21 protein-coding genes are annotated in these 20,553 nt (G+C 67.0%); 10 read left to right on the top strand and 11 right to left on the bottom strand.

Annotated features, from left to right (window positions below; translation table 11 throughout):
• Positions 1-2: 2 nt before the first annotated feature.
• From OG326_RS34100 to OG326_RS34080, 5 genes are all read right to left on the bottom strand, one after another.
• The gene (locus OG326_RS34100; protein ID WP_327141236.1) at positions 3-881 is read right to left on the bottom strand and encodes a cutinase family protein; all 879 of its coding nucleotides are present in this window, start codon (positions 879-881) and stop codon (positions 3-5) included.
• A 312-nt stretch (positions 882-1,193) separates the two neighbouring features.
• Entirely contained in the window at positions 1,194-2,204 is a 1,011-nt protein-coding gene (locus OG326_RS34095) for an alpha/beta hydrolase (RefSeq protein ID WP_327141235.1), read from the bottom strand.
• Between the two features lie 103 nt (positions 2,205-2,307).
• Positions 2,308-3,012: a hypothetical protein gene (locus tag OG326_RS34090; RefSeq protein WP_327141234.1), complete on the bottom strand. Its 705-nt coding sequence runs from the start codon at positions 3,010-3,012 to the stop codon at positions 2,308-2,310.
• A 605-nt stretch (positions 3,013-3,617) separates the two neighbouring features.
• A complete protein-coding gene (locus OG326_RS34085) occupies positions 3,618-4,349 on the bottom strand; it encodes a DUF7873 family protein (protein WP_327141233.1) in 732 nt (243 codons plus the stop codon).
• 43 nt (positions 4,350-4,392) lie between these two features.
• A complete protein-coding gene (locus OG326_RS34080) occupies positions 4,393-5,100 on the bottom strand; it encodes an MgtC/SapB family protein (protein WP_327141232.1) in 708 nt (235 codons plus the stop codon).
• 253 nt (positions 5,101-5,353) lie between these two features.
• Between OG326_RS34080 and OG326_RS34075 the strand changes: the two genes are divergently transcribed.
• Positions 5,354-6,085, top strand: coding sequence for a VIT1/CCC1 transporter family protein (locus OG326_RS34075; protein ID WP_327141231.1), 732 nt, complete (start codon positions 5,354-5,356; stop codon positions 6,083-6,085).
• Positions 6,086-6,303: 218 nt separating this feature from the next.
• Here the strand turns inward: OG326_RS34075 and OG326_RS34070 are convergent, their stop codons facing one another.
• Together OG326_RS34070 and OG326_RS34065 are read right to left on the bottom strand one after the other, a co-directional pair.
• Positions 6,304-7,101 carry a HugZ family pyridoxamine 5'-phosphate oxidase gene (locus OG326_RS34070; RefSeq protein WP_327141230.1) on the bottom strand — a complete coding sequence of 266 codons (798 nt, stop codon included), beginning with the start codon at positions 7,099-7,101 and terminating at the stop codon, positions 6,304-6,306.
• Positions 7,102-7,297: 196 nt separating this feature from the next.
• Complete coding sequence (locus tag OG326_RS34065; protein WP_327141229.1) at positions 7,298-8,305, bottom strand: PHP domain-containing protein; 1,008 nt, start codon at positions 8,303-8,305, stop codon at positions 7,298-7,300.
• Between the two features lie 98 nt (positions 8,306-8,403).
• Here OG326_RS34065 and OG326_RS34060 point away from each other — a divergent pair, with 98 nt between their 5' ends.
• The 9 genes from OG326_RS34060 to OG326_RS34020 all read left to right on the top strand — a co-directional run bounded on the left by OG326_RS34060 (position 8,404) and on the right by OG326_RS34020 (position 17,842).
• Positions 8,404-9,117: an SDR family oxidoreductase gene (locus OG326_RS34060; protein WP_327141228.1), complete on the top strand. Its 714-nt coding sequence runs from the start codon at positions 8,404-8,406 to the stop codon at positions 9,115-9,117.
• Complete coding sequence (locus OG326_RS34055; protein WP_327141227.1) at positions 9,114-9,602, top strand: MarR family winged helix-turn-helix transcriptional regulator; 489 nt, start codon at positions 9,114-9,116, stop codon at positions 9,600-9,602. Before OG326_RS34060 ends, OG326_RS34055 begins: the two co-directional genes overlap by 4 nt.
• Before the next feature lie 313 nt (positions 9,603-9,915).
• Positions 9,916-10,275, top strand: coding sequence for a hypothetical protein (locus tag OG326_RS34050; RefSeq protein WP_327141226.1), 360 nt, complete (start codon positions 9,916-9,918; stop codon positions 10,273-10,275).
• Between the two features lie 151 nt (positions 10,276-10,426).
• Positions 10,427-11,932: an alpha/beta fold hydrolase gene (locus OG326_RS34045; RefSeq protein WP_327141225.1), complete on the top strand. Its 1,506-nt coding sequence runs from the start codon at positions 10,427-10,429 to the stop codon at positions 11,930-11,932.
• A gap of 13 nt (positions 11,933-11,945) precedes the next feature.
• Complete coding sequence (locus OG326_RS34040; RefSeq protein ID WP_442790860.1) at positions 11,946-12,665, top strand: response regulator transcription factor; 720 nt, start codon at positions 11,946-11,948, stop codon at positions 12,663-12,665.
• Entirely contained in the window at positions 12,662-13,969 is a 1,308-nt protein-coding gene (locus OG326_RS34035) for a HAMP domain-containing sensor histidine kinase (protein WP_327141223.1), read from the top strand. The genes OG326_RS34040 and OG326_RS34035 overlap by 4 nt, the downstream gene beginning before the upstream one ends.
• Positions 13,970-14,127: 158 nt before the next feature.
• Positions 14,128-15,573, top strand: coding sequence for an NADP-dependent phosphogluconate dehydrogenase (gene gndA, locus OG326_RS34030; RefSeq protein WP_327141222.1), 1,446 nt, complete (start codon positions 14,128-14,130; stop codon positions 15,571-15,573).
• Positions 15,574-16,152: 579 nt separating this feature from the next.
• The gene (locus OG326_RS34025; RefSeq protein WP_327141221.1) at positions 16,153-16,782 is read left to right on the top strand and encodes a DedA family protein; all 630 of its coding nucleotides are present in this window, start codon (positions 16,153-16,155) and stop codon (positions 16,780-16,782) included.
• 157 nt (positions 16,783-16,939) lie between these two features.
• Positions 16,940-17,842 (top strand): SGNH/GDSL hydrolase family protein, encoded by a 903-nt coding sequence (locus tag OG326_RS34020; protein WP_327141220.1) that lies wholly within the window; start codon positions 16,940-16,942, stop codon positions 17,840-17,842.
• A gap of 4 nt (positions 17,843-17,846) precedes the next feature.
• On the opposite strand, the gene OG326_RS34015 is transcribed toward OG326_RS34020, so the two are convergent.
• From OG326_RS34015 to OG326_RS34000, 4 genes are all read right to left on the bottom strand, one after another.
• The gene (locus tag OG326_RS34015; RefSeq protein ID WP_327141219.1) at positions 17,847-18,479 is read right to left on the bottom strand and encodes a TetR/AcrR family transcriptional regulator; all 633 of its coding nucleotides are present in this window, start codon (positions 18,477-18,479) and stop codon (positions 17,847-17,849) included.
• A 104-nt stretch (positions 18,480-18,583) separates the two neighbouring features.
• Positions 18,584-18,757, bottom strand: coding sequence for a hypothetical protein (locus OG326_RS34010; protein WP_297619411.1), 174 nt, complete (start codon positions 18,755-18,757; stop codon positions 18,584-18,586).
• Between the two features lie 142 nt (positions 18,758-18,899).
• On the bottom strand, positions 18,900-19,415 hold the full coding sequence (locus OG326_RS34005) for a gamma carbonic anhydrase family protein (RefSeq protein ID WP_327141218.1): 516 nt from the start codon (positions 19,413-19,415) through the stop codon (positions 18,900-18,902).
• A gap of 154 nt (positions 19,416-19,569) precedes the next feature.
• A complete protein-coding gene (locus OG326_RS34000; protein ID WP_327141217.1) occupies positions 19,570-20,538 on the bottom strand; it encodes a GlxA family transcriptional regulator in 969 nt (322 codons plus the stop codon).
• Between the last annotated feature and the right edge of the window lie 15 nt (positions 20,539-20,553).

Genomic DNA, 20,553 nt, shown 5'->3' with positions numbered 1-20,553 from the left:
TCTCAGGGGTGCTCGGCCACGTCCGCGAGCCAGTTGTGCAGCCACGCGGTCGCCGTCTCGCCATTGCCGTCCACCGTGTAGCGCGGGTAGGACTGGTGAACGCCGGAGGAGAGGAAATCCTGCACCTGGCGGGTCCACTGTTCACCGGCGGGATCGTCGGGGGAGGCCGACAGGATGGCCGATCCGCCCGGCAGCAGCGCCTCGCCGAGAATCGACTGGACGGTCAGCACGTAGTTGCCGATCTGCAGCGGATCGGGTGCGGACAGCTGGGTGAGGAATCCGGCGAAGCGTCCAGCCAGATCATCGGTGGGCACTGAACAGTACAAATCGCCCGCCGCGCAGAAGGTTCGCACATTCTGGCTCAGGAACCCGAAGCCGCCGATCCGCGCCCCGCCCGCACCGGCGCCGGGCACCGGCGGGCCGATCAGCGCATCGGTGGGTCCGCGCCGCGGATCCGAGAGCAGCCCGACCGCCGCCACTCGCTCCGGCGGCACCACACCGTGTCCCGAACCGATCTCCGCCGCCAGATCACCGGCCGCGTCCGCACCCTGGCTGTAGCCGACCAGTGCGAAACGCGTTGCGCTGCACCGGGCCGCCATATCCGCGATCATGCCGCGGGCATTGGCGACGGCCTCCCGCTTCGAACGGCCGTAGACCTCCCCCTCCCAGGGCAGGGCGGTGGCCGCGTAGCTGACGTAGTCGGTGCGCACATTGCCGGGGAGTCCGCGAGTGACCTGGGACAGCATGCCGGGATGCGGATTGTCGCGGGAGGTTTCCCAGGTGCCCGGCACAGCGATCACATTGAGGTCCGGGCAATTACCCGGCGCCGCGACAGCCAACGGTGCGCCGGCCGTCGATAGCAAACCTGCCGCGACGGCCACGGTCGATGCGGCGGCAGCGCATACTGTTCTGAAAGACTGGGTTGTTCGAAATGACAAGGCCCACACTCCTTGCTCAGACCGTACCTGGGTTGGCAGTTCAGCAACTCGCGGTCACACCCCCGCACAGAGCTGCTGCCCGAGTTCTAGCCAATATCCGGCAAGCGGAGGAGAACCGCGCCGAACATACCAAGAAATTGCCCAGTCCTGTCGGCGCTTCGCCCGCAAGTCCGCAGACCCCCGCATTTCCGCACCTCACACCGCGTGTCTGCGAACCGCCATGCCGCTCGGAATGCCGGTCGTCTACCGCCGGATCTACGTCGTGCCGAGGGCTTGGGCGAACAGGGGCCACGACTTGTGGAGATCGTCCTCCCAGTAGTGCCACGTATGGGTTCCGGCGGAGCGGAATTCGACCTGGGCGGGGATATTCAGCGCGTTCAGGCGGTCGGCGAGTTGGTGGGTGCAGGAATTGGTCGCCGCTTCGATCAGGCCGCCGAGCAGTATCTGATTCACTTTTGTCGCGGCCTGGCCGACCGTGAACGGGGGCACGATGGCTTCGGCCGGACCGGGCAGGCCGCTGGAGCTGGAGAGGTAGATTGCCTTGCCGCGCAGGCGATCCGCATTCAGGAGTGCGTCGTGCTCGCGCCAGGCGGGATCGCCGTCGCCGCCCCACATGTTCTTGGGGTCGGCGCCCGCGCGGGCCATCACCAGCTGGATATAGGTCCGGCCCTGCTGATCGGAGGTGGAGGCGCAGCCGCTGTACGCGCCGACGGCGCGGTACAGGTCCGGTGCGGCACCGGCCAGATCCAGCACCGAGGTGGCCGACATCGAGACCCCGGCAATCGCATTGACGCCCGAGGCGCCCAGGGCCGCATCGACGATCGGCGGCAGCTCGCGGGTCAGGAAGGTCTCCCACTGGTTGCGGCCGAGTTTGGGGTCGTCGCGCTGCCAATCGGTGTAGTACGAAAAGGCCCCTGCGGCAGGAGTAATGACGTTCACGTTCTTATCGGCGAAGAACTGCACGATATCGGTCTGGTTGTACCAGCTCGCGATATCCTCGCCGCCGCCCGCACCGTTCAGCAGATAGAGGGTGGGGCGCGGTGCGCTGGTATCGAAAGGCGTCAGAACTTGCAGCGGGATCACGCGATCCATCGCGGCCGAATACACGTAAAAGGTTTGCTGCCGTTGCCCGGCGCGGTCTATGTGGTCCAGATGCGACACGGTCGGTTCGGCGTGGGCGACAGCCACGGAACCCGGCGCGCCGGACAGCACGGAGAGGGCGACAGCGGAGGCGGCGAGCAGTACCGCATGTTTACGCGCGAGCAAGAAATGGTCCTCGGAAAATATTCGATGGTGACGGAATTCCGGGCGGGTCCGCCCACCCCTGACTGTGGCCGGCGAAAAGCGTTGCCGGCCACAGTCGGAGAGATCAGCTCCCGATCAGGTTCTTCAGCACACCGGTGAGGATGTCGCCGACCGAACCGGTCGAGCTGAGCTGGCCGTCGGAGGAGCCGAGGCCGTTATTGCCCAGGCTGCCCAGCAGTGATTCGCCGGCATTGGCATTGCGCGCGGTGAAGCATGCGGTCAGGTTCGGCAGGTTGTTGCTGACGCCGACCGTGCCCGCGACGCCGATGCCACCGCTGGTGATCATCTGGCCCGCGGTCACGCTGGAGGGCACCGCGTAGGTGGTGGTCAGGGTGACCGGGTTGCCGGAATTGACGAACCAGCCGGTGCTGGTGACCTTCCAGCCGCCCGCGTTCGGCTCGGGCGTGACGTTCTCGGTGGTCTGGCCGCCGACCAGGTGGTAGGCGGTGATGCTCGCCGAGATGGGCGCCGCGAAACCGGCCGGCGGGTAGTCGGTGATGGTGTTCACGTACGGGTTGCCGATACCGGTGGTGCCGATGACGTCCGTGTAGGTGACGGTCGTGCCGACGCCGACGGAACCGGAGTTGACGGTCTTGTCGTAGGTCATCGTGATGCCGACCGTGCTGATGTCGTTCTTGGTGGCGTGACTGGTCACCGAGCAGGTCGACGTATCGGCAGTCGCGACACCGGTGCTCAGGGCGGTACCCGCGGCCGCGACGGTCAGGGTGGACGCCGCGATGCCCGCGACCAATCGTGAAGTTTGACGCATGATTCCTTCCGGTGGTCCCAGGGCTTCCGGAACCGATTCCTCATCGATCGATGACCTGTCCCGCTCAGCGGTGACAGGTCATCTGGCGTATGAGTAAACGGCACCTACTGGACGCTTGTCTAGGGAATCGGAAAACTAGTGAAATGTTGTTATGTCACAAGTTGGACGCGCCTCGAAAAGGGCTGGATCACCACGGGATTGATCACGGCGGTGCGGACATGGGGAAGCCCCGGGGACTAGCCTGCCCCGGGGCCTCGGTGTCCGCCCATTTGCAACATGCCGACACGTTTAAGAACGGACTCAGTCTGATGAACGCGGTGCTCTGCGATTGAGCTACGGCCCATTGGTGGCTGAGCCGGCGGGAGTTGAACCCGCAACCTCCACGTTGACAATCCGTTCTCTCGATTCGGCATTGGGCGGCGAATGCTGATTCTGGAGCGATAATGTGAGATTGAAGGCGCGGTGCCTCTGCCGATTGGGCTACCCCGCCGCGAGTGGCGGGGGGAGGGTTCGAACCTCCACTTGTCCGCTGTGCCTGTCACATTGAACTTCTGATTCAGCTTGCGCTCATTGCGCAACACCGACATTAGCCGGTGCGGGGCCGGTCAGCCAAACAGATATCCGAAGATCTCCGCACCCGGCTTCTGCTGGGTGATCTCGGCGTTGTTGGCCTCCTCGCGCGCGAACTTGACTGCGTGCTGCAGCTTTTCGACGCGCTCGGTCAGATCGTTCACCCGCTTGGCCGGCAGCGCGCCGGAGAACTTGATGGTCCGCCAGTAACCGACCACCACATCCTCGTGATACACCTCGACCTGCGCCGGATGCTTCTCCGTCGCTTCGGCTTTCACGTGGTTGCGCGGAATCTTCTTGGTGCGCACCGTCTGCACCGGTTCGGTCGCGTAGCAGTCCGCGGAGGCGTCGTACTCCCACGATTCGGAGGCGTCCAGGACGGGGAGCTTGCGGACGAAGGTGTGCAGGTCGACCAGCTGCTTCTCCAGGAACAGCAGATAGGTGACGGGCGCGTCCTTTACGAGGGTCCGGCCGTCCACCACCACATCGGCTTTCGCCGCGCAATTGGCCCAATCCTTGGTGGCCATCACATCGAACAGTTTGGTCAGGATCTCCGCCGTGGCCTCCAGCACTCCCTCGGACTTCACCTGTACGCGCGTCGACTCGGGCGGCAATTGCTCGCCCTCTTCATCTTTCGGACGGTAGGTGCGCGCGATACCGCTCAGCAGCGGGTTCTTGGCCAGCTGGTGATGGGCCTCGGTGAGTTCGGAAAAGGTCCGGGATTTGATCCCTTTCTCCACGGCGACAATCTGATTCAAACGTGTCATCCCGGCACTGTATCGGCGAAAGCGCCCACCCGCCCAGTGGTTTTCAGACCGCTTCGGCTGGTGCGCCGGTCTTCCAGCCGACGCTGGTCACCGACGGTTCCATGCTGAGGCGGCTGACGGCCGATTCCATCTGGCGGTCGTCGCGCCGTTCGCCGATCAGTTCGGCGCGGACCTCGACGCGGCCGGGGGTGCCGGTGTTCTCACTGGCCACCGAGACCAGCCGGAAGTCGGTGCGGGTCAACGCCTGCACGAGCAGTGCGCGCACATGAGCCTCGTTATCGTCGTCGGTGACGGCGGCGAAGGCATAGGCGACCGACTGTTCTTCCCCGGACTCCGGGCGCTTGTCGACCGCGTGGCCGACCGCGCGCAGCGCGATATTGGCCACGACGACCGCGAGTGTTCCGGCCACGGCGGTGACGTACATGCCGGATCCGGCGAGGGCGCCGACCGCGGCCGCGCACCACAGGGTGGCGGCGGTATTGAGGCCGCGCACATTCATCCCGTCGCGAATGATCACGCCCGCGCCGAGAAAGCCGATGCCCGAGACGATTTGGGCCGCCACGCGGGTGGGATCGGCGGAACCGCCGCTGAATCCGTGCGCGGACAGCAGGACGAACAGGGTCGCGCCGGCGGCGACCAGGGCATTGGTGCGCAGCCCCGCCATGCGCGCGCGGTATTGGCGCTCGACGCCGATGAGCGCGCCCAGGCCGACTCCGGCTCCGAGTCGGAGCAACATCTCCCACGTTGTCATCGGCGCACTCCCAGAGGTTTCGGCGGCATACCTCCGGTTGCCGGTTAACCGGCAGGATAGAGGGCGCACTCGAGGAACTCGTGGTTGCTGGATGAACACTCGGCAAACCCGCGCGGCCGGTGGAGAGCCCGCGGCGGTACCCTTGACGGGTCGCGGGTTAGGGTTGAAATACCTTGGTATGCAACGCATTACCTCACTTTGGTGAGGCTCTCATTGCTGGAAAGCTGCTGCGGATTCCGTTACGGTCACCGCTATGAGTGAAGAACTCGCCGAACACCCGCCTGCGCCGCATGAGTCCGAGCCGCATACGGGCAGCCTGGCGTCCCGGCTGAACTGGCTGCGTGCGGGGGTGCTCGGCGCGAACGACGGCATTGTGTCGGTCGCGGGCATTGTGATCGGCGTCGCGGCCGCCACCTCCGCGCGCGGGCCGATTCTCACCGCGGGAATCGCGGGGCTGGCCGCCGGTGCGGTCTCGATGGCGCTGGGCGAATACGTCTCGGTCAGCACGCAGCGTGATAGCGAGCGCGCGCTGCTCGCCACCGAATGTCGCGAACTCACGGAGGAGCCCGAAGCCGAGCTCGCCGAACTCGCGGCCATCTACCGCGCGAAGGGGCTCACCGCGGCCACCGCGCAGACCGTCGCGGAGGAACTCACCGCGCACGATGCCTTCGCGGCGCATGCCGAGGCCGAACTCGGCATCGACCCGGACGATCTCACCAATCCCTGGCATGCGGCGCTGTCCTCGGCGGTGTCCTTCACCCTCGGAGCGCTCCTGCCCCTGCTGGCGATTCTGCTCCCGCCCGCCGCCGACCGACTACCCGTCACCTTCGCCGCGGTCATGATCGCGCTCATCCTGACCGGCAATATCAGCGCCCGCCTCGGCGGCGCGGCGCCCCTCCCGTCGACCGTCCGCATTGCGGTCGGCGGCGCACTCGCCATGGCGGCGACCTACTGCATCGGCCACCTCGTGGGGATTGCGGTGTAGCGAGCCGACTTCCGGGGATCGCGAAAGCAGGTGGATGCCGCCGCGGTTCGCCGATCTGGACGGGTCGGCCACAGGACGGCCTCGACCAGACCGGTGTGGCCCGGGTCGCTGACTGCGTAGGTCGGCTGCTGGCGGAGTGCGGACCGATATGGACTGAACCGCCGACTCGCGCGGGCCGGGTCGATGGCTTCGATCCGCGCGCAGGCTGTTGATCGTTGCTACTCCGCGCGCGACAACCGGGTCAATTCGACTGTGGCGGCCCGGAGTTCGGCGACCGAATCGAGGGGTGCCACGTAGCCGATGCGGGTGACGGCGATGCCGCGCGGGGTGGTGACACGCAGGTCGAGGCCGTAGCGGTCGGCGCGTTCGCAGACGGCGGCGGTGGCGTCCGGGTAGCCGCCGCGCGCCTGGGCCATGGCGAGCAGGGCGTCGGCGTGGTCATCATTGAGGTGCGTGATGGCGCGGGCCGCCGCGGACACGACCGTGTCGGGTGCTGCGGCGGAATACTGTTCCGCGGTAGCGGAATCCATGCGGCCGTAGCCGCCGACCCAGCGGACCCGCTCCACGCGCATGACCCACAGCGTGAAATCGCTGAAGTCGATGTAGTACTTGGCGGCGGGCACGGCGGCCAGATGCGCTTCGCGGGCCGCGACCGCCTCATCGCCCTGCGGTTGTTCGACCTTGCCCGCCAGGGTGACTCGCGAACCGGCCAGCGGATCGGACGGCAGATCCGGGCTCACGATCGACAGGCTCGCCCGGGGATCGGCGGCGAGATTACGACCGTGCTCGGCCATCCGCGAGACGCACAGCACCGGCTGACCGTCGAGCAGTCCGTAGGTGACGAAGGAGGCCCAGGGCGCACCGTCGGCCGTGAGACTCGCCAGCGTCGCGGTATTCGTCGCCGCCACAACGGTTCTGGCTTCCTCGGCCGGAGCCGGCCGATCGGCATTGACGACGGCTGTCAGCGGCGGGGGAGTGGACGGGGCATCGCCCGGGTCACCGTGATCGAGAGGCACGCCTCACAGGCTACGCGCCGAACGCGCCGGCCCGGCCCGCCGTGACTCGCCGCAGCCGAGGCAGCGCGCGATCTGATGCCGGCGTCGGGCCGGTCCCCGGCCTTCTCGGACGGCGGCGCACCGCACAGCACGCGGCCGTGACCCCCTCGCCACGTAATTGCTCGCCCCGGGGCAGGTGCTGTCCCGGGTATCGGCCTCATTCGGATGCTGCCCAGGTCAGCAGTTTGTCCACGGGCCAGGTGTTGATGATCCGCTCGGCGGGGACGCCGCACTCCAGCGCGCGCTGCGCACCGTAACCGAGGAAGTCGAGCTGGCCGGGCGCGTGCGCATCGGTGTCGATGGAGAAGTCGCACCCGATTTCGAGGGCCAGCCGCAGCAGCCGGGTCGGCGGATCGCGGCGTTCCGGCCGGGAATTGATCTCGACGGCGGTGCCGTAGTCGCGACAGGCCGTGAACACCTGCTCGGCATCGAACTGCGACTGCGGCCGGGTGCCCCGATTGCCCTCGACGAGCCGGCCGGTGCAGTGCCCGAGGATGTCGGCCTGCCCGCCCGAGACCGCACGCACCATCCGCCTGGTCATCGCGGCGGCGTCCATCTTGAGCTTGGAATGCACGCTGGCCACCACGATATCGAGTCGTTCGAGCAGTTCGGGTTCCTGATCGAGCGACCCGTCGTCGAGAATGTCGACCTCGATGCCGGTGAGAATGCGCATCGGCGCGAACTGTTCGCGCAGTTCGTCGATGACGTCGAGTTGCTGACGCAGCCGGTCCGGCGACAGCCCATTGGCGACGGTCAATCGGGGCGAGTGGTCGGTGAGCGCACAGTACTCGTGCCCCAATTCCTGTGCGGCGGACATCATTTCGGTGATGGACGCTGAGCCGTCCGACCAGTTCGAGTGCAGGTGCAGATCGCCCCGGAGCGCGGCCCGCAACTCTCCGCCACCCAGATCCTTTGCCGCGCCCCGCAATTCGACCAGCGCATCGGGCTCGCGCCCGGACCACGCCTGCGCGATCACGGCGGCCGTCTTCGGGCCGATTCCCGGCAGCGACTGCCAGCCGTTCGACCTCCCCAGCGCCTCCCGCTGCGCATCGTCGAGCCGCTCGACGATATCGGCGGCATTGCGGTAGGCCATCACACGTCGCGAGTCCTCGCGCGCTCGGTCCTTGTAGTACGCGATCCGGCGCAGGGCGACCACGGGGTCCATACCTCCAGTGTGCCCGGCGATCGCTGGAGAGCGGGCCTTGATCCCGCTCTGAGTCGCCGAGCTTTACGGATTTACTTGTAGAACATACAATGATTGCTATGACTACAACTAATTCAAACCCTGATCTGGGCAAACGAGTGCTCCTGATCGGCGCTTCTCGCGGCCTGGGCCTCGCACTCGCGCAGGAGTGGTCGAACAACGGCTGGCAGGTCGTGGCCACCGTGCGCGGCGCGAGCCGGACCCCGCTGCACGATCTGGCCGAAAACTCCGCCGGGCGCATCGAGATCGACACCGTCGACATCACCGAGCCCGCGCAGATCGAGGCGCTGCACGACCGGCTGGCGGACCGTAGGTTCGACCTGCTGTTCGTGAACGCCGGCGTCACCAACGAGCCGGAGGGCACGGTCGCGGAGACCTCGACCGAGGAGTTCACCCGGGTGATGGTCACCAATGCGCTCGGCCCGCTGCGCGTCATCGAGGCGCTGCAGGATCTTGTCGAGCCCGCGGGCACGATCGGCGCTATGTCCTCGGGCCAGGGCAGCGTGTCCGGCAACGAGCGCGGCGGGCACGAGGTGTACCGCGGCAGCAAGGCCGCGCTCAATACCTTTATGCGCAGCTACGCGGCACGGCAGGGCGGCGAGCGCACGCTGGTTCTCATGGCTCCCGGCTGGGTGCGCACCGAACTGGGCGGCCCGGACGCGCGGTACAGCATCGACGAGAGCATCCCGAATATCGTCAAGACGATCGACTCCCTGCGCGGGGTACCCGGTCTGCGGTACGTCGACTTCCTCGGCCGGACGGTGGCGTGGTGACCGACTCCGCGAAACCCCCGGCCGATCCCGTCCAACAGGCGTGGGCTCTGATGCACCGATTCGTCGAGGCGCACAATCGCCGCGGCGAACTCGCCGAGGCGCTCGGATTCCGGCTGGGCGGCGGCCGCGGCAAAATCCTCTTCCAGCTCCGCGAAGGTCCGGCCACCCTCCGCGAACTCGCGGAAGCCAATGGCGTCGACGCGCCCTACGCAACCCTGATCGTCGACAAATTGGAGGCGCACGGTCTCGTCGAACGCCGGCCGCACCCCGATGACAGACGCCGCAAACTGGTCACGCTCACGTCTGCCGGGCACAATGCGATCGCGACCGCCGACACCATCCTGCTGCGCCCGCCCCCGGCGGTCCGCGACCTCTCGCCCGAGGACCTCGGACAGCTCACCGAACTCCTCGAGCGTCTCCTCCGCGCCGATGCCGCCGCACCCGAAGATTCGAAGTCGTCCCCGCTGCCGTCGCTGGACTCCTGATCAACTCCCGGTCGTCATCAACGCCCGGTCGTCGCTGTCGATCAGGGTCGCGGGCCGCTTTGCGACACACCGTGATCTGGTACGAAATCTTGCGGTTCCGGCAAGATGGTCCCGTGGACCGTGAGGCGGAGGACGACGTGCTCGACGCTGTACAGCCGCGACGGCGTGCGTTGCGCCGCGGGGGTGCGGTCGAGTCGCCGATCCTGTCCGGTCTGCGCGGGATATGTGCGCACGTGCGCGCCGAACCCCCTCGCTCGGCAATTGCGGGTGCCAGTTGAGTCATCTCGGACTACCTGGAATCGGGAAGGCGCGCATGGGATTCGAGGAGAATCGGACGGGTGGGCTGGTGCTGTGGGCGGTGGCGGCGTGGGGTGGGATCGCCGCGGTGCTGACGGCTCCGATCGCGGCGGCGCTGGTGGGGATCGTGTATCGGTTTCCGATCCCGTTCGGCGACAATGCGCGTGGCGCCGGTGATGCCCTGAACGCGGCGCTGGCCTCGGTGTTCTACCTGGTCATGGGTGAGGGTGTGGTGCTGGCGCTGCTCGGTGGCGCTGCGGGGTATTTCATCGCGCGGGCCGTGGGGCCGGGACTGTTGCGTCCATTGGCGCTTGCGGTGGTGGCCGCGTTCGGCCTGACGCTGCTCGGCGCCCTCGTCCTCGCGGCGTTCAGATAGTTCATTCATATTGCTGTGCAAGAGATTTCGCTTGCGCAGCGGATTCTTACACGCCTTTGCCGTTTGTCTGACACGGCTTTGATATCGACCGCGCACGATGCCGTGGTGGCTCGGAGACAACCGGGTCGTCACGTGCGGAGGAGTGAGGGATATGCGCGCTGGTGTGCGGTCGATATTGGGGTTCGGGCTGGCAGCGGCTGTGCTCGGCGGGCTGATTACGGGATGCGGTGGGGGAACGGAGGATCGGGGCGGCGCCGCGCCGAGTTGGTGCCCGACCGTGGCGGGGCACGGGGTGGATTGCGGTGTGGTGGAGCGGCCGCTGGTGCAGGGGCGGGCGGAGCTGGGGACCGTGCAGGTGGGGTATACGCGGATCAAGCACAGCCGGGCCGACGGGGAGGCGGCGGGCACGGTCCTGCCGAATCCCGGTGGACCGGGGGTGCCGATGATCTGGCATGCCGCCGAGGCGGCGACGTTGTCGCAGGCGCTGCTGGATGACTATGACGTGCTGCTGATCGACCCTCGCGGGACGGGGGTGTCGGATGCGCTGGATTGTGGTGTGGGACAGGACGCTTACCAGCTGGATACGCGGGAGGCGCAGTTGCAGGCGGTGGCCCGCTGCGGACAGCAGCTGGGGGAGAAGGCGGCGGGATACACCTCGGCGGCGACGGTGGACGATTTCGACGCGGTGCGCGCGAAACTCGGTATCGACAAGGTGATTCCGTACGGCATCTCGTATGGGACCTACCTGCTCCCCATCTATGCGCAGCGGCATCCCGATCATGTGCAGTCGATCGTGCTGTCGGGCGCCTATCCGAACGACAGCGATCAGTTGCAGCGCCCCAACGCCGAAGCGGTATCGCTTGCCCTGCAGCGTATATGCGAACGCAGCCACGTCTGCGACGGCAATACGGCCGTCGATGATCTGCGCATCGTCGCGACGCGGCTGCGGGACAAGCCGATCACCGTGGCGGGCAAGGGGCCGATTCTGCTCACCGAAGCCAAGTTCGGCAGCCTGGTGTTCGAGGCCGCGACCAGCAATGTGGGCGCCGACCCGGAAACCCTGACTCCACTCGGAATGCTGCCCGCCGCACTGCATTCGGCGGTACGCGGTGACGACGCCGGATTGATCGAGTTCGTCCGCCGCACCACCGACGAACCGGCCTATGAGAATATCGGGCTGTATATCACGGTGGCCTGCAACGATTATGCGCCGCTGTGGTCGCCCGAAGCGCCGCTGCCGCAGCGTGAACAGCAGTTCGGCGAGGCCTTGGCGAAGGCCTCGGGCGGGTTCGGCGCATTCAGTGCGCAGGGTTTCATGGCCGCGCAGCGTGACGGCGGCGACGCGTGCATCCGCTGGCCCGGCATCAAGGGCCTGCAGCGTCCCGATCAGGTGCGTACCGCCATGCCAGACGTCCCGGTGCTGGTGCTCTCGGGTGATCTGGATGCGATCACCCCCGATGCCAACGGCAAACTGGCCGCTGCGAAATTCGCGCATTCGACGTTCGTTTCGGTCCCCAATACCGGGCATGTACCGGATCTGGAACCCAGCGGCTGCGTGGTCGGCATCGTGGCGCACTTCGTCCGCACCGGTACCGCCGGGCCGACGGACTGCGTAGCCACGATCCCGCCGATCGTCGTGGCTCCGGTCACGAACTGACAGGGCCAGCACCATGACCGCAACCGCCGCCAGCCAGACTGGGCCGGTGACTTCAGCAACAGTGCTCGTGGTCGAGGACGATCCGAATGTGCGCAGTACTCTCGACCAATTGCTGCGCTTCGAGGGCTATCGGGTGCGGCTGGCCGGCGACGGTCAGGAGGCGCTCGACCTGCTGGCGCTCGAGCGCCCGGATCTGGCGGTGGTGGATGTGGTCATGCCGCGCCTGGACGGTCTGTCCCTGTGCCGGGCGCTGCGCCGCCGCGGTGACCGCCTGCCGATTCTGGTGCTCACCGCGCGGCAGCAGGTCGGTGATCGGGTCGCGGGTCTCGATGCCGGAGCTGACGATTACCTGCCCAAACCGTTCGACACCGAGGAACTGCTGGCTCGGCTCCGGGCGCTGCTGCGGCGCAGCGCACCGGACGACACCGGTGCGGACATCCTCGCCGTCGCCGATCTGACCCTGGATCCGGCGACCAGGGAGGTGCACCGCGGCGCCACCCCGCTCGAATTGACCCGCACCGAATTCGACGTCCTGGAGCTACTGCTCCGCAATCAGCGCGTGGTGCTCTCCAGAGGCCAGATCTACGAACACATCTGGGGCTACGACTTCGATACCGAATCACGGTCCCTCGACGTCTATATCGGCTATCTGCGCCGCAAGACCGAGGAGGGCGGCGCACCGCGCCTGATCCACACCGTCCGCAATGTCGGCTACACCATCCGGTCGGCATGAAGCTGCGCGCGCGGCTCACCGCGGTCGCGGTCGCGGCCACCGTCGCCGCGATCCTGATCACCGTGGCGACCGCCTACCGCAGTGTCTCCCCGCTGATCGCCGATCAGGTCGATCGCGGCCTGGCCGATCGCGCCGATATGGTGCTGGCGCTCCTGGACGCCGGGGCCCCGATCCCGGCGCGACCGGATATGACCGAGCAGCTGCTACTCCCGGACGGCACCGTGAAACCCCTGACGCCGGGCCGAAACCTGTTGCCGGTGAACGACTCCGACCGCGCAGTCGCCCGCGCGGGTGCGGGCAGCGCCGAAACCGATGTCGACGTGGCCGATGTCCCGCACGGTGTGCTCACCAAGGCCCGCCCCGGCGGCGGTGCGCTGATGGTCGGCCAGAACTATGCCGAGGTCGACCGCATCGACAATGAATTCCTGTGGCGCACAGCGTGGATCACCCTCGCCGCGGTCGTCGTGGCGGCCTTGATCAGCTGGCTGGCCATCGGCCGGATTCTGCGCCCCATGCGCCGGCTGGCCGATGCGGCGCGGCGGATCACCACCACCCGTGATCTGGCCACCGTGTTGCCGGAGGCGGGCCGCGACGAGGTCGGCGAATTGACCCGTAGCTTCCACGCGATGCTCGCCGCCCTGCGTTTCTCCCGCGCCCAGCAGCACCGGCTCGTCGAGGACGCCGGTCACGAACTGCGGACACCACTGACCTCGGTGCGCGGCAGCGCTGAACTCCTGCAGCGCGCCCGCGGCAAGCTCGGCCCCGCGGACGAGGCCCAGGTGCTGACCACCCTCGTGCAGGAGGCCAAGGCGCTCGATGCCCTGGTCGGCGAACTCGTGGAGCTCGCCACCGATCAGCACACCGCGGAAACCCCGGCGGCGCTGGACCTGCCCGAGATCGCCGAGGACTGTGCGCGCCGATTCCGCCGCCGCACCGGCCGCACCATCACCCTGCACGTCGAGGACCCGGCGCCGGTGACCGCCCGCCCGCAGGCGGTGGCCCGCTGCATCGACAATCTGCTGGACAATGCCACCAAATACAGCCCACTCGACACCGGGATCGATATTCACCTCACCGGCGCCCGGCTCGCGGTGCTCGACCACGGCCCGGGCATCGACCCGACCGCACAGCGCGCCGTCTTCGACCGCTTCTACCGCGCCGACCGCACCCGGGCCACCCCGGGATCGGGTCTGGGCCTGGCCATCGTGCACGACATCATCACCGCCCACTCCGGCACGGTCTTCGCCGCCGATCGCCCCGGCGGCGGCGCGGAAGTGGGGTTCGAGCTGCCCGGCGAGCCCTGACGAGGCAGGTGCGGGCCGCATCCGCACTGGGTGGAGATTGCCGCGTGCGGTAGAAAAGGTCCAGGCATTGTGAAGACCCGCGTCTTCCCCGATGCTGCCGCCGGACCGGGTTCGTGCGGCCTCGCAACTACATCTGTCGAACGGAGAGAGGCTGTTTCATGGCGACCTCTACAGCGCGTGCCCAGATCGGCGTCACCGGCCTGGCGGTCATGGGTAGCAATATCGCCCGCAATTTCGCACGGCACGGCTACACGGTCGCGCTGCACAACCGCAGCATCGGCAAGACCGACGCGCTGCTCGAAGCGCACGGCGGCGACGGTGACTTCATCCGCACCGAGACCGTCGAGGAGTTCGTGGCCGCGCTCGAGAAGCCGCGCCGCGTGCTGATCATGGTCAAGGCCGGCGACCCCACCGATGCCGTCATCGAGGAACTGGCCGCGGCCATGGAGCCCGGCGACATCATCATCGACGGCGGCAATGCGCTGTACACCGACACCATCCGGCGTGAGGCCGCCATGGCCGCGCGCGGGCTGAACTTCGTGGGTGCGGGCATCTCCGGTGGTGAGGAGGGCGCGCTCAACGGGCCCGCCATCATGCCGGGCGGCCCCAAGGAGTCCTACGAGTCCCTGGGCCCGATGCTGGAATCCATTGCGGCACAGGTCGACGGCACCCCCTGCTGCACCCATATCGGCCCGGACGGCTCCGGCCACTTCGTCAAGATGGTGCACAACGGCATCGAGTACGCCGATATGCAGCTGATCGGTGAGGCCTACAACCTGTTCCGCGATGCGCTCGGCTTCGACGCCAAGCAGATCGCGGATGTGTTCACCGACTGGAACTCCGGCGATCTCGAGAGCTACCTCGTCGAGATCACCGCCGAGGTGCTCAATCAGGTCGACGCCAAGACCGGTAAGCCGCTCGTGGACGTCATCGTCGATGCCGCCGAGCAGAAGGGCACCGGCCGCTGGACCGTCAAGTCGGCCCTCGATCTCGGGGTGCCGGTGACCGGTATCGCCGAGGCCGTGTTCGCGCGCGCCCTGTCCGGTTCGCGGGCCCAGCGCAAGGCCGCGGTCGGCCTGGCCTCCGGTCAGCTGGCCGAAAAGCCCACCGACATAGCGGAATTCACCGAGGCGATTCGGCAGGCGCTGTACGCGTCCAAGATCGTCGCCTACGCACAGGGCTTCGACCAGATCGAGGCGGGCAGCGCCGAATACAACTGGAATCTGCACCCCGGCGATCTGGCGACCATCTGGCGCGGCGGCTGCATCATCCGGGCTCGCTTCCTGAACCGCATCAAGGAGGCCTACGACGAGAACCCGGCGCTGCCGAGCCTGATTCTGGCGCCGTACTTCCGCGAGGCCATCGAGACGGCCATCGACAGCTGGCGCCGGGTGGTGGCCACGGCCACCCTGCTCGGAATTCCGGTGCCCGCGTTCGCCTCCTCGCTGTCCTACTACGACGCCCTGCGTGCCGAGCGGCTCCCTGCAGCTCTCACCCAGGGTCAGCGCGACTTCTTCGGTGCGCACACCTATGAGCGCATCGATGCGGACGGCAAGTACCACACGCTGTGGAGCGGCGATCGCAGTGAGATTTCCGCGGGGTAGTTCACAGCTGCTGTTCACCGTATAAGTTCACGAATCCCGCCGAGAAGGGCGGAGCCTGTGCCGATCCGGCAGGCTCCGCCCTTTTTCTGTTGGGGGTATAGCACAGGGCCAGCTCAGGGCTGCCTGAGAGGTTTCTGGGGATCGTCATGGAGTCTGCCGGGAATGCCGCTCCAGGGCTCGGCAAAGTGCGTGGGCTGCAGTAGTTTTCGAATTGCTTCATTGGGAATGGATGGTTCGAAAGGTCGTCGGGATGGGTCTTCTAGCAGCTCTCTTTCTTGGTCTCTGCGCGGGCAGCGCCGCAGCCGCAGGCTCTGCCGGCGTTGCCGGCGCCGCGGCGGGGAATGTCTCCGATTCATTCTGATCATCGCGGTTGACCGGATTACTTCCGGGTTCGGTCGACCTGTGTGCGGATTGAATCGGTAGTGGCGTCCGAATCGGACTCGTCGTGCGGCCGTAGGGGGTTCAGCATGTCGGCCGATTCGGACGCCACTGTTTTTTGCCCCGCCGTTTTCTCGCCGGTGGGTGCGGGGTGTGAGTTTCTTCGCTGATTCCGAGGCCCGGGCGGTTAGCGTCGTCCGTATGGACTCGCTGGTACAGCGAATTTTGAGTTTCTCCCCGGTGTGGACGTATCTGGTCGTCGCACTGCTGGTATTCGCCGAGGAGGCGATGGTTTTCGGGCTGCTGGTGCCCGGGGATACCGCCGCGATTCTCGCGGGAGTCGCGGCCAGTCAAGGGCATTTGAATCTGGCTACGACGCTGGCGCTGGTAGCGGTATCCGCGGTAGTCGGGGCGAGTGTCGGATTCGCGGTCGGCAAGATTTACGGCGCGCGCGTTCTGGAGTGGGCGATCTTCGACAGGTATCGCGCGAATCTCGACAAGGCCGGGAACTTTCTGCAGCGGCGCGGTGGCTGGGCGATTGTTTTCGGCCGGTTCAGCGCCTTCTTCCGGACCATGCTGCCGCAGTTGGTAGGCATGTCGATGATGTCGTATCAGCGATTTCTGGTGGCCAGTTTCGCGGGTGCGATCATCTGGGGTTCGGCGATGGTGCTGGCGGGTTATCTGGTGGGTCAATCATTCACGGTAATCATGAAGCAGATCGACTCCGATCTGGCGATCATCATTCCGGTGCTGGTGATACTCGGCCTCGTGTATTGGAAATGGCGGCAGCATCGCCGGGCCGGCAAAGCTGTGAACTCCGATCTGGAGTGAGGACCCGGGCAACGCCGCGGCCCCGGCAGGATCGAGGGGCTGCCCCGGTAATTGGGGGCGGGAGGGATTCCCGGAACCGGGCTGGGGGAGCTGTGCGGGTTTGTACACTCGCGCTGGAGTGAATGACGAACACTTCAGTTCATGATTCGAGGATCTCATGCAATTCGGGAACAGTGGCCGGTGGATGTGTGCGGCCGCCCTGGCGATTGCCGCATCGGTGAGCGGGGCCGGAGCGGCGGGAGCGGATGCCCCGACCGGCGGCAAAGATGTAGTGGTGCTGGGTGATTCCTACAGTGCGAACAAGTGGGACTTCTTCTCCGAGAACGCCGAATGCGTACACGGCGACACCTCCTGGCCCACCCAGCTCGCGGGCCTCATGCGGGGCTCCGAGCTGCTGGACGGGTCCTGTCCCGGCGCCTCCATCGACACTCCACCGGGGTACACGCTCGGCCTCGAGACGAAGGCGGCCGACAAGGCCGGCGCGTTCGGGCCGCGCACCAAACTGGTGACACTGCAGTTCGGGCTCAATGACCACTGGGGTTCGAACGATGTGACCCTCTGGTCGTCACTGCAGAAATGCGTCTTCGATCTGGTCGACGGTTGCGGGCCGGACGCGGTGGATCAGGACCGAATGACGGACTACCACGGCGTTTCGGGTGCGCTCTACGCGCAGCGCATCAGCAATGCGGTGACCTACATCAAGTACTACGCGCCCAATGCGCGCATCGTGCTGGTCGGCTACCCGGAGCTGTTCCCCTCGGGACAGGACACCCTCTGCATCAGCGTGCTCGGCGTCGCCCCCTACATCCAGCCGCGCGGCCGGGCTCTCATCGAATTCCTGGACCGCATCGACCAGGCGCAGCGCGAGGCCGCGGGCCTGCTCGGCATCGACTTCCTCGATACCCGCACCCCGACCGCCGGTCACGGCCTGTGCTCGGATCAGCCCTGGCTCAACGGTTTCGGTGACTTCCGCGCCGATCCCGGCGGCCTCCCGTTCCATCCCTCGGCCAAGGGTGATTCGGTGGTCGCGAGCGCCCTCTACGCCAGGTACGGGCAGTAGGCGATCACACGGGCTGTACGCCGATCATGGGAAGGATGGTGCGCCGGGCGAATTCGCGGGCGGCCTGCTCGTCGCCGAGCGGGATGAGCCCGTCCGGCGTGAGGGCCAGGGACTGCCCCAGTCGCGCAAGGACTTCCGCCACCAGGTCGGCGTCGAAATCGCCCACGCCTCCGGATTCCTGTAGCCCGCGCAGCTTTTCGGCGAGGTAGGTGCGGCCGACCGCGAGCACCGGTCCGGCCTCGGTGGTGAGGCGGGGCAGGATCACATCGGGTTCGGTGCGCAGGAGTCGTTGCAGCAGTTTATTGTTCGCCAGATTGGTGATGAAGGCGACGAAGATCTCGACCAGCTGATCCTCACCGGCCTGGCCGTTGTGCGAGACCTGCCGCACCCGCTGGTCGATCTCGGCGATGAACTGCTGCGCCTCCCGCACGCTCACGGCCTCGACCAGATCGTTCTTGGATTCGAAGCGGCGGTAGAGCGTGGCGGGGCTGATGCCGGCGCGACGTGCGATCTCTCCCATGCTGGTTCGCTTGATCCCGAAGTCGAGGAAGGCCGACAGCGCGCTCTCCAGGAGCTGTTCGCCTTCGGCCCGGGGCTTCTCCAGAATGCGTTGCAGGATGGCGGGCACGGACGGCATCGAGTCTCCAGTCGATCGGTTGACATCCGCGACGCTGCGGTGGGAACGCGTCATTATCGCATCGCGCGTGCGTGTCCCGATGTCGGCGGTCGACTGGTGTCCACTCAGTGGACGTTGAGTGCGGCCATCTCGCGTTCTATGGCATTGGCCGCGAAATCGATTCCATTGGAACGTAATTCGTGTACTCGGCGCTGCAGCGCCTCGATGCCCCCCGGCTGGTCCGCAATATCGGCCACGCTGATCCGCTGCCGGTGCATACCGTTCTGCTCGTACGACACCGTATGAAACCTCCTGCTAGCCACGAGCACGCGCCCGGCAGGCGGCGGCACAGCCCGGGCCGCCGGGAACGCTATGCCGAATGCTAACAGCGGACCATATGGTCGCTTGTTCAGTGTGGGAACTCTCACACACCCTCTCGAGTCACACCTCTTGACCGTTACGGTGCAGGCTCGTGTTGTGCAGGTACACTGCGGCATTCAGCCGAATGCGATCCAACTCGGCTTCGCCCAGCTCGCGCCGTACCTTGCCCGGCACCCCCGCCACCAGTGACCCCGGCGGAATCTGCGCGCCCTCGGGAATCAGCGCATTCGCGGCGATCAAACTGCCCGCACCGATCACCGCGCCATTGAGCACCGTCGCCCCCATGCCGACGAGCACATCGTCGCCGATGGTGCACCCGTGCAGAATCGCATTGTGCCCCACCGAAACCCCCGCACCCACGGTGCACGGAAATCCGGGATCGGCATGCAGCACGGACCCGTCCTGAATATTGCTGCCCTGTCCGACGGTGATGTCCTCGAGATCCCCGCGCAGCACCGCCGAGTACCAGACACTCACCTCCGCCCCCAGCCGCACCCGCCCGATCACCGTGGCATTCGGCGCAATCCACGCACTCTCGTCAATCTCCGGAGCATGCTCACCCAACTGAATCTTCATGCTCGAGAACCTATCGTCCGCGTCGCCCGCTGCGGCACCGCCCCGCGTCGCGAAGGCGACGACTGATCTCGTGAGCGTCGGGGTAACTCCCGGGGTACCCCCAGAACTCCCCCAGCACCTAACCGCCGGTACGGGTGCATGGCCGGTTGGGTACTCAGCCGCCCGCTGAAGTTCCGGAGAGGCGGAACAGTGCGCGGTGGGTTGCGGGGCTGGTGCCGAGCTGCCGGTGGAAGTGCTGGCGGAGGTTGACGGCGGTGCCGAGCCCCGAGTCGGCGGCAATGCGGTCCATGGTGTCGTCGGTGGATTCCAGCAGCAGGCGGGCGCGGTCGATGCGCTGATGCAGTAGCCACTGCTGCGGGCTGGAACCGGTGCGGTCGCGGAAGCGGCGGGTGAAGGTGCGGCGCGACATGAGGGCGGTGCGGGCCCAGGTATCCAGGTCGATCGGATCGCCGAGATGGGTACGCGCCCACACCATTGCGTGCTCGATGGGGTCGTTGTCCAGAGCCTCGGGAACGGCGACGGGAATGTACTGGGCCTGCGAACCGCCGCGATGCGGGGCCAGTACCAGGGTGCGGGCCAATTCGGTGGCGGTGCGGCTGCCGAGATCGCTGCGCACGAGATGCAGGCAGCAGTCCAGTGCGGCCGCGACACCGGCGGAGGTGACCAGATCGCCGTGGTCGGACCAGAGGGTGTCGGCGCGCACCCGCACGGCCGGGAACGCGCGCGCCAGCTCGGCCGCGGCGGACCAGTGCGTGGTGATCTCGCGGCCGTCGGCGAGACCGCTGTCGGCGATGGCCCACGCGCCCAGGCACAGTCCGACAATGCGGCTTCCGCGCTCGTGCGCCCGATGCAGTGCCGCGCGGGCCGGCTCGCTGAGCGGCTGATGCCGTTTCCAGCTCGGGATGACCACCGTGTCCGCGTGTTCCAGCACATCCAGGCCGTGTCGTACGACAATCTCGAATCCCGCTGGCGTGGAGAGGATTCCGGCCTGCTCGGCGCAGATGTCGACGCGATAGGGCGCATCCTTCTCACCGCTCGTGCCGACCTGGCCGAACACCAGGCTCGGCACGGAGAGGTGGAAGGGACTGATCTGATCGAACGCGAGAACGGCCACCGAACGCATGGCCCGATTATATCG

The organism is Nocardia sp. NBC_01327, from assembly GCF_035958815.1.
Lineage (GTDB): Bacteria > Actinomycetota > Actinomycetes > Mycobacteriales > Mycobacteriaceae > Nocardia.
The sequence above is the reverse complement of the archived record's forward strand: the minus strand, read 5'-3'. Positions and strand labels throughout refer to the sequence as shown.

Excerpts from the sequence above, each read along its gene's own strand:
- OG326_RS34090 (WP_327141234.1), bottom strand. The coding sequence starts at position 3,012 with ATGCGTCAAACTTCACGATTGGTCGCGGGCATCGCGGCGTCCACCCTG.
- OG326_RS34085 (WP_327141233.1), bottom strand. The coding sequence starts at position 4,349 with ATGACACGTTTGAATCAGATTGTCGCCGTGGAGAAAGGGATCAAATCC.
- OG326_RS34080 (WP_327141232.1), bottom strand. The coding sequence starts at position 5,100 with ATGACAACGTGGGAGATGTTGCTCCGACTCGGAGCCGGAGTCGGCCTG.
- OG326_RS34075 (WP_327141231.1), top strand. The coding sequence starts at position 5,354 with ATGAGTGAAGAACTCGCCGAACACCCGCCTGCGCCGCATGAGTCCGAG.
- OG326_RS34065 (WP_327141229.1), bottom strand. The coding sequence starts at position 8,305 with ATGGACCCCGTGGTCGCCCTGCGCCGGATCGCGTACTACAAGGACCGA.
- OG326_RS34060 (WP_327141228.1), top strand. The coding sequence starts at position 8,404 with ATGACTACAACTAATTCAAACCCTGATCTGGGCAAACGAGTGCTCCTG.
- OG326_RS34050 (WP_327141226.1), top strand. The coding sequence starts at position 9,916 with ATGGGATTCGAGGAGAATCGGACGGGTGGGCTGGTGCTGTGGGCGGTG.
- OG326_RS34045 (WP_327141225.1), top strand. The coding sequence starts at position 10,427 with ATGCGCGCTGGTGTGCGGTCGATATTGGGGTTCGGGCTGGCAGCGGCT.
- OG326_RS34040 (WP_442790860.1), top strand. The coding sequence starts at position 11,946 with ATGACCGCAACCGCCGCCAGCCAGACTGGGCCGGTGACTTCAGCAACA.
- OG326_RS34035 (WP_327141223.1), top strand. The coding sequence starts at position 12,662 with ATGAAGCTGCGCGCGCGGCTCACCGCGGTCGCGGTCGCGGCCACCGTC.
- gndA (WP_327141222.1), top strand. The coding sequence starts at position 14,128 with ATGGCGACCTCTACAGCGCGTGCCCAGATCGGCGTCACCGGCCTGGCG.
- OG326_RS34025 (WP_327141221.1), top strand. The coding sequence starts at position 16,153 with ATGGACTCGCTGGTACAGCGAATTTTGAGTTTCTCCCCGGTGTGGACG.
- OG326_RS34020 (WP_327141220.1), top strand. The coding sequence starts at position 16,940 with ATGCAATTCGGGAACAGTGGCCGGTGGATGTGTGCGGCCGCCCTGGCG.
- OG326_RS34015 (WP_327141219.1), bottom strand. The coding sequence starts at position 18,479 with ATGCCGTCCGTGCCCGCCATCCTGCAACGCATTCTGGAGAAGCCCCGG.
- OG326_RS34005 (WP_327141218.1), bottom strand. The coding sequence starts at position 19,415 with ATGAAGATTCAGTTGGGTGAGCATGCTCCGGAGATTGACGAGAGTGCG.
- OG326_RS34000 (WP_327141217.1), bottom strand. The coding sequence starts at position 20,538 with ATGCGTTCGGTGGCCGTTCTCGCGTTCGATCAGATCAGTCCCTTCCAC.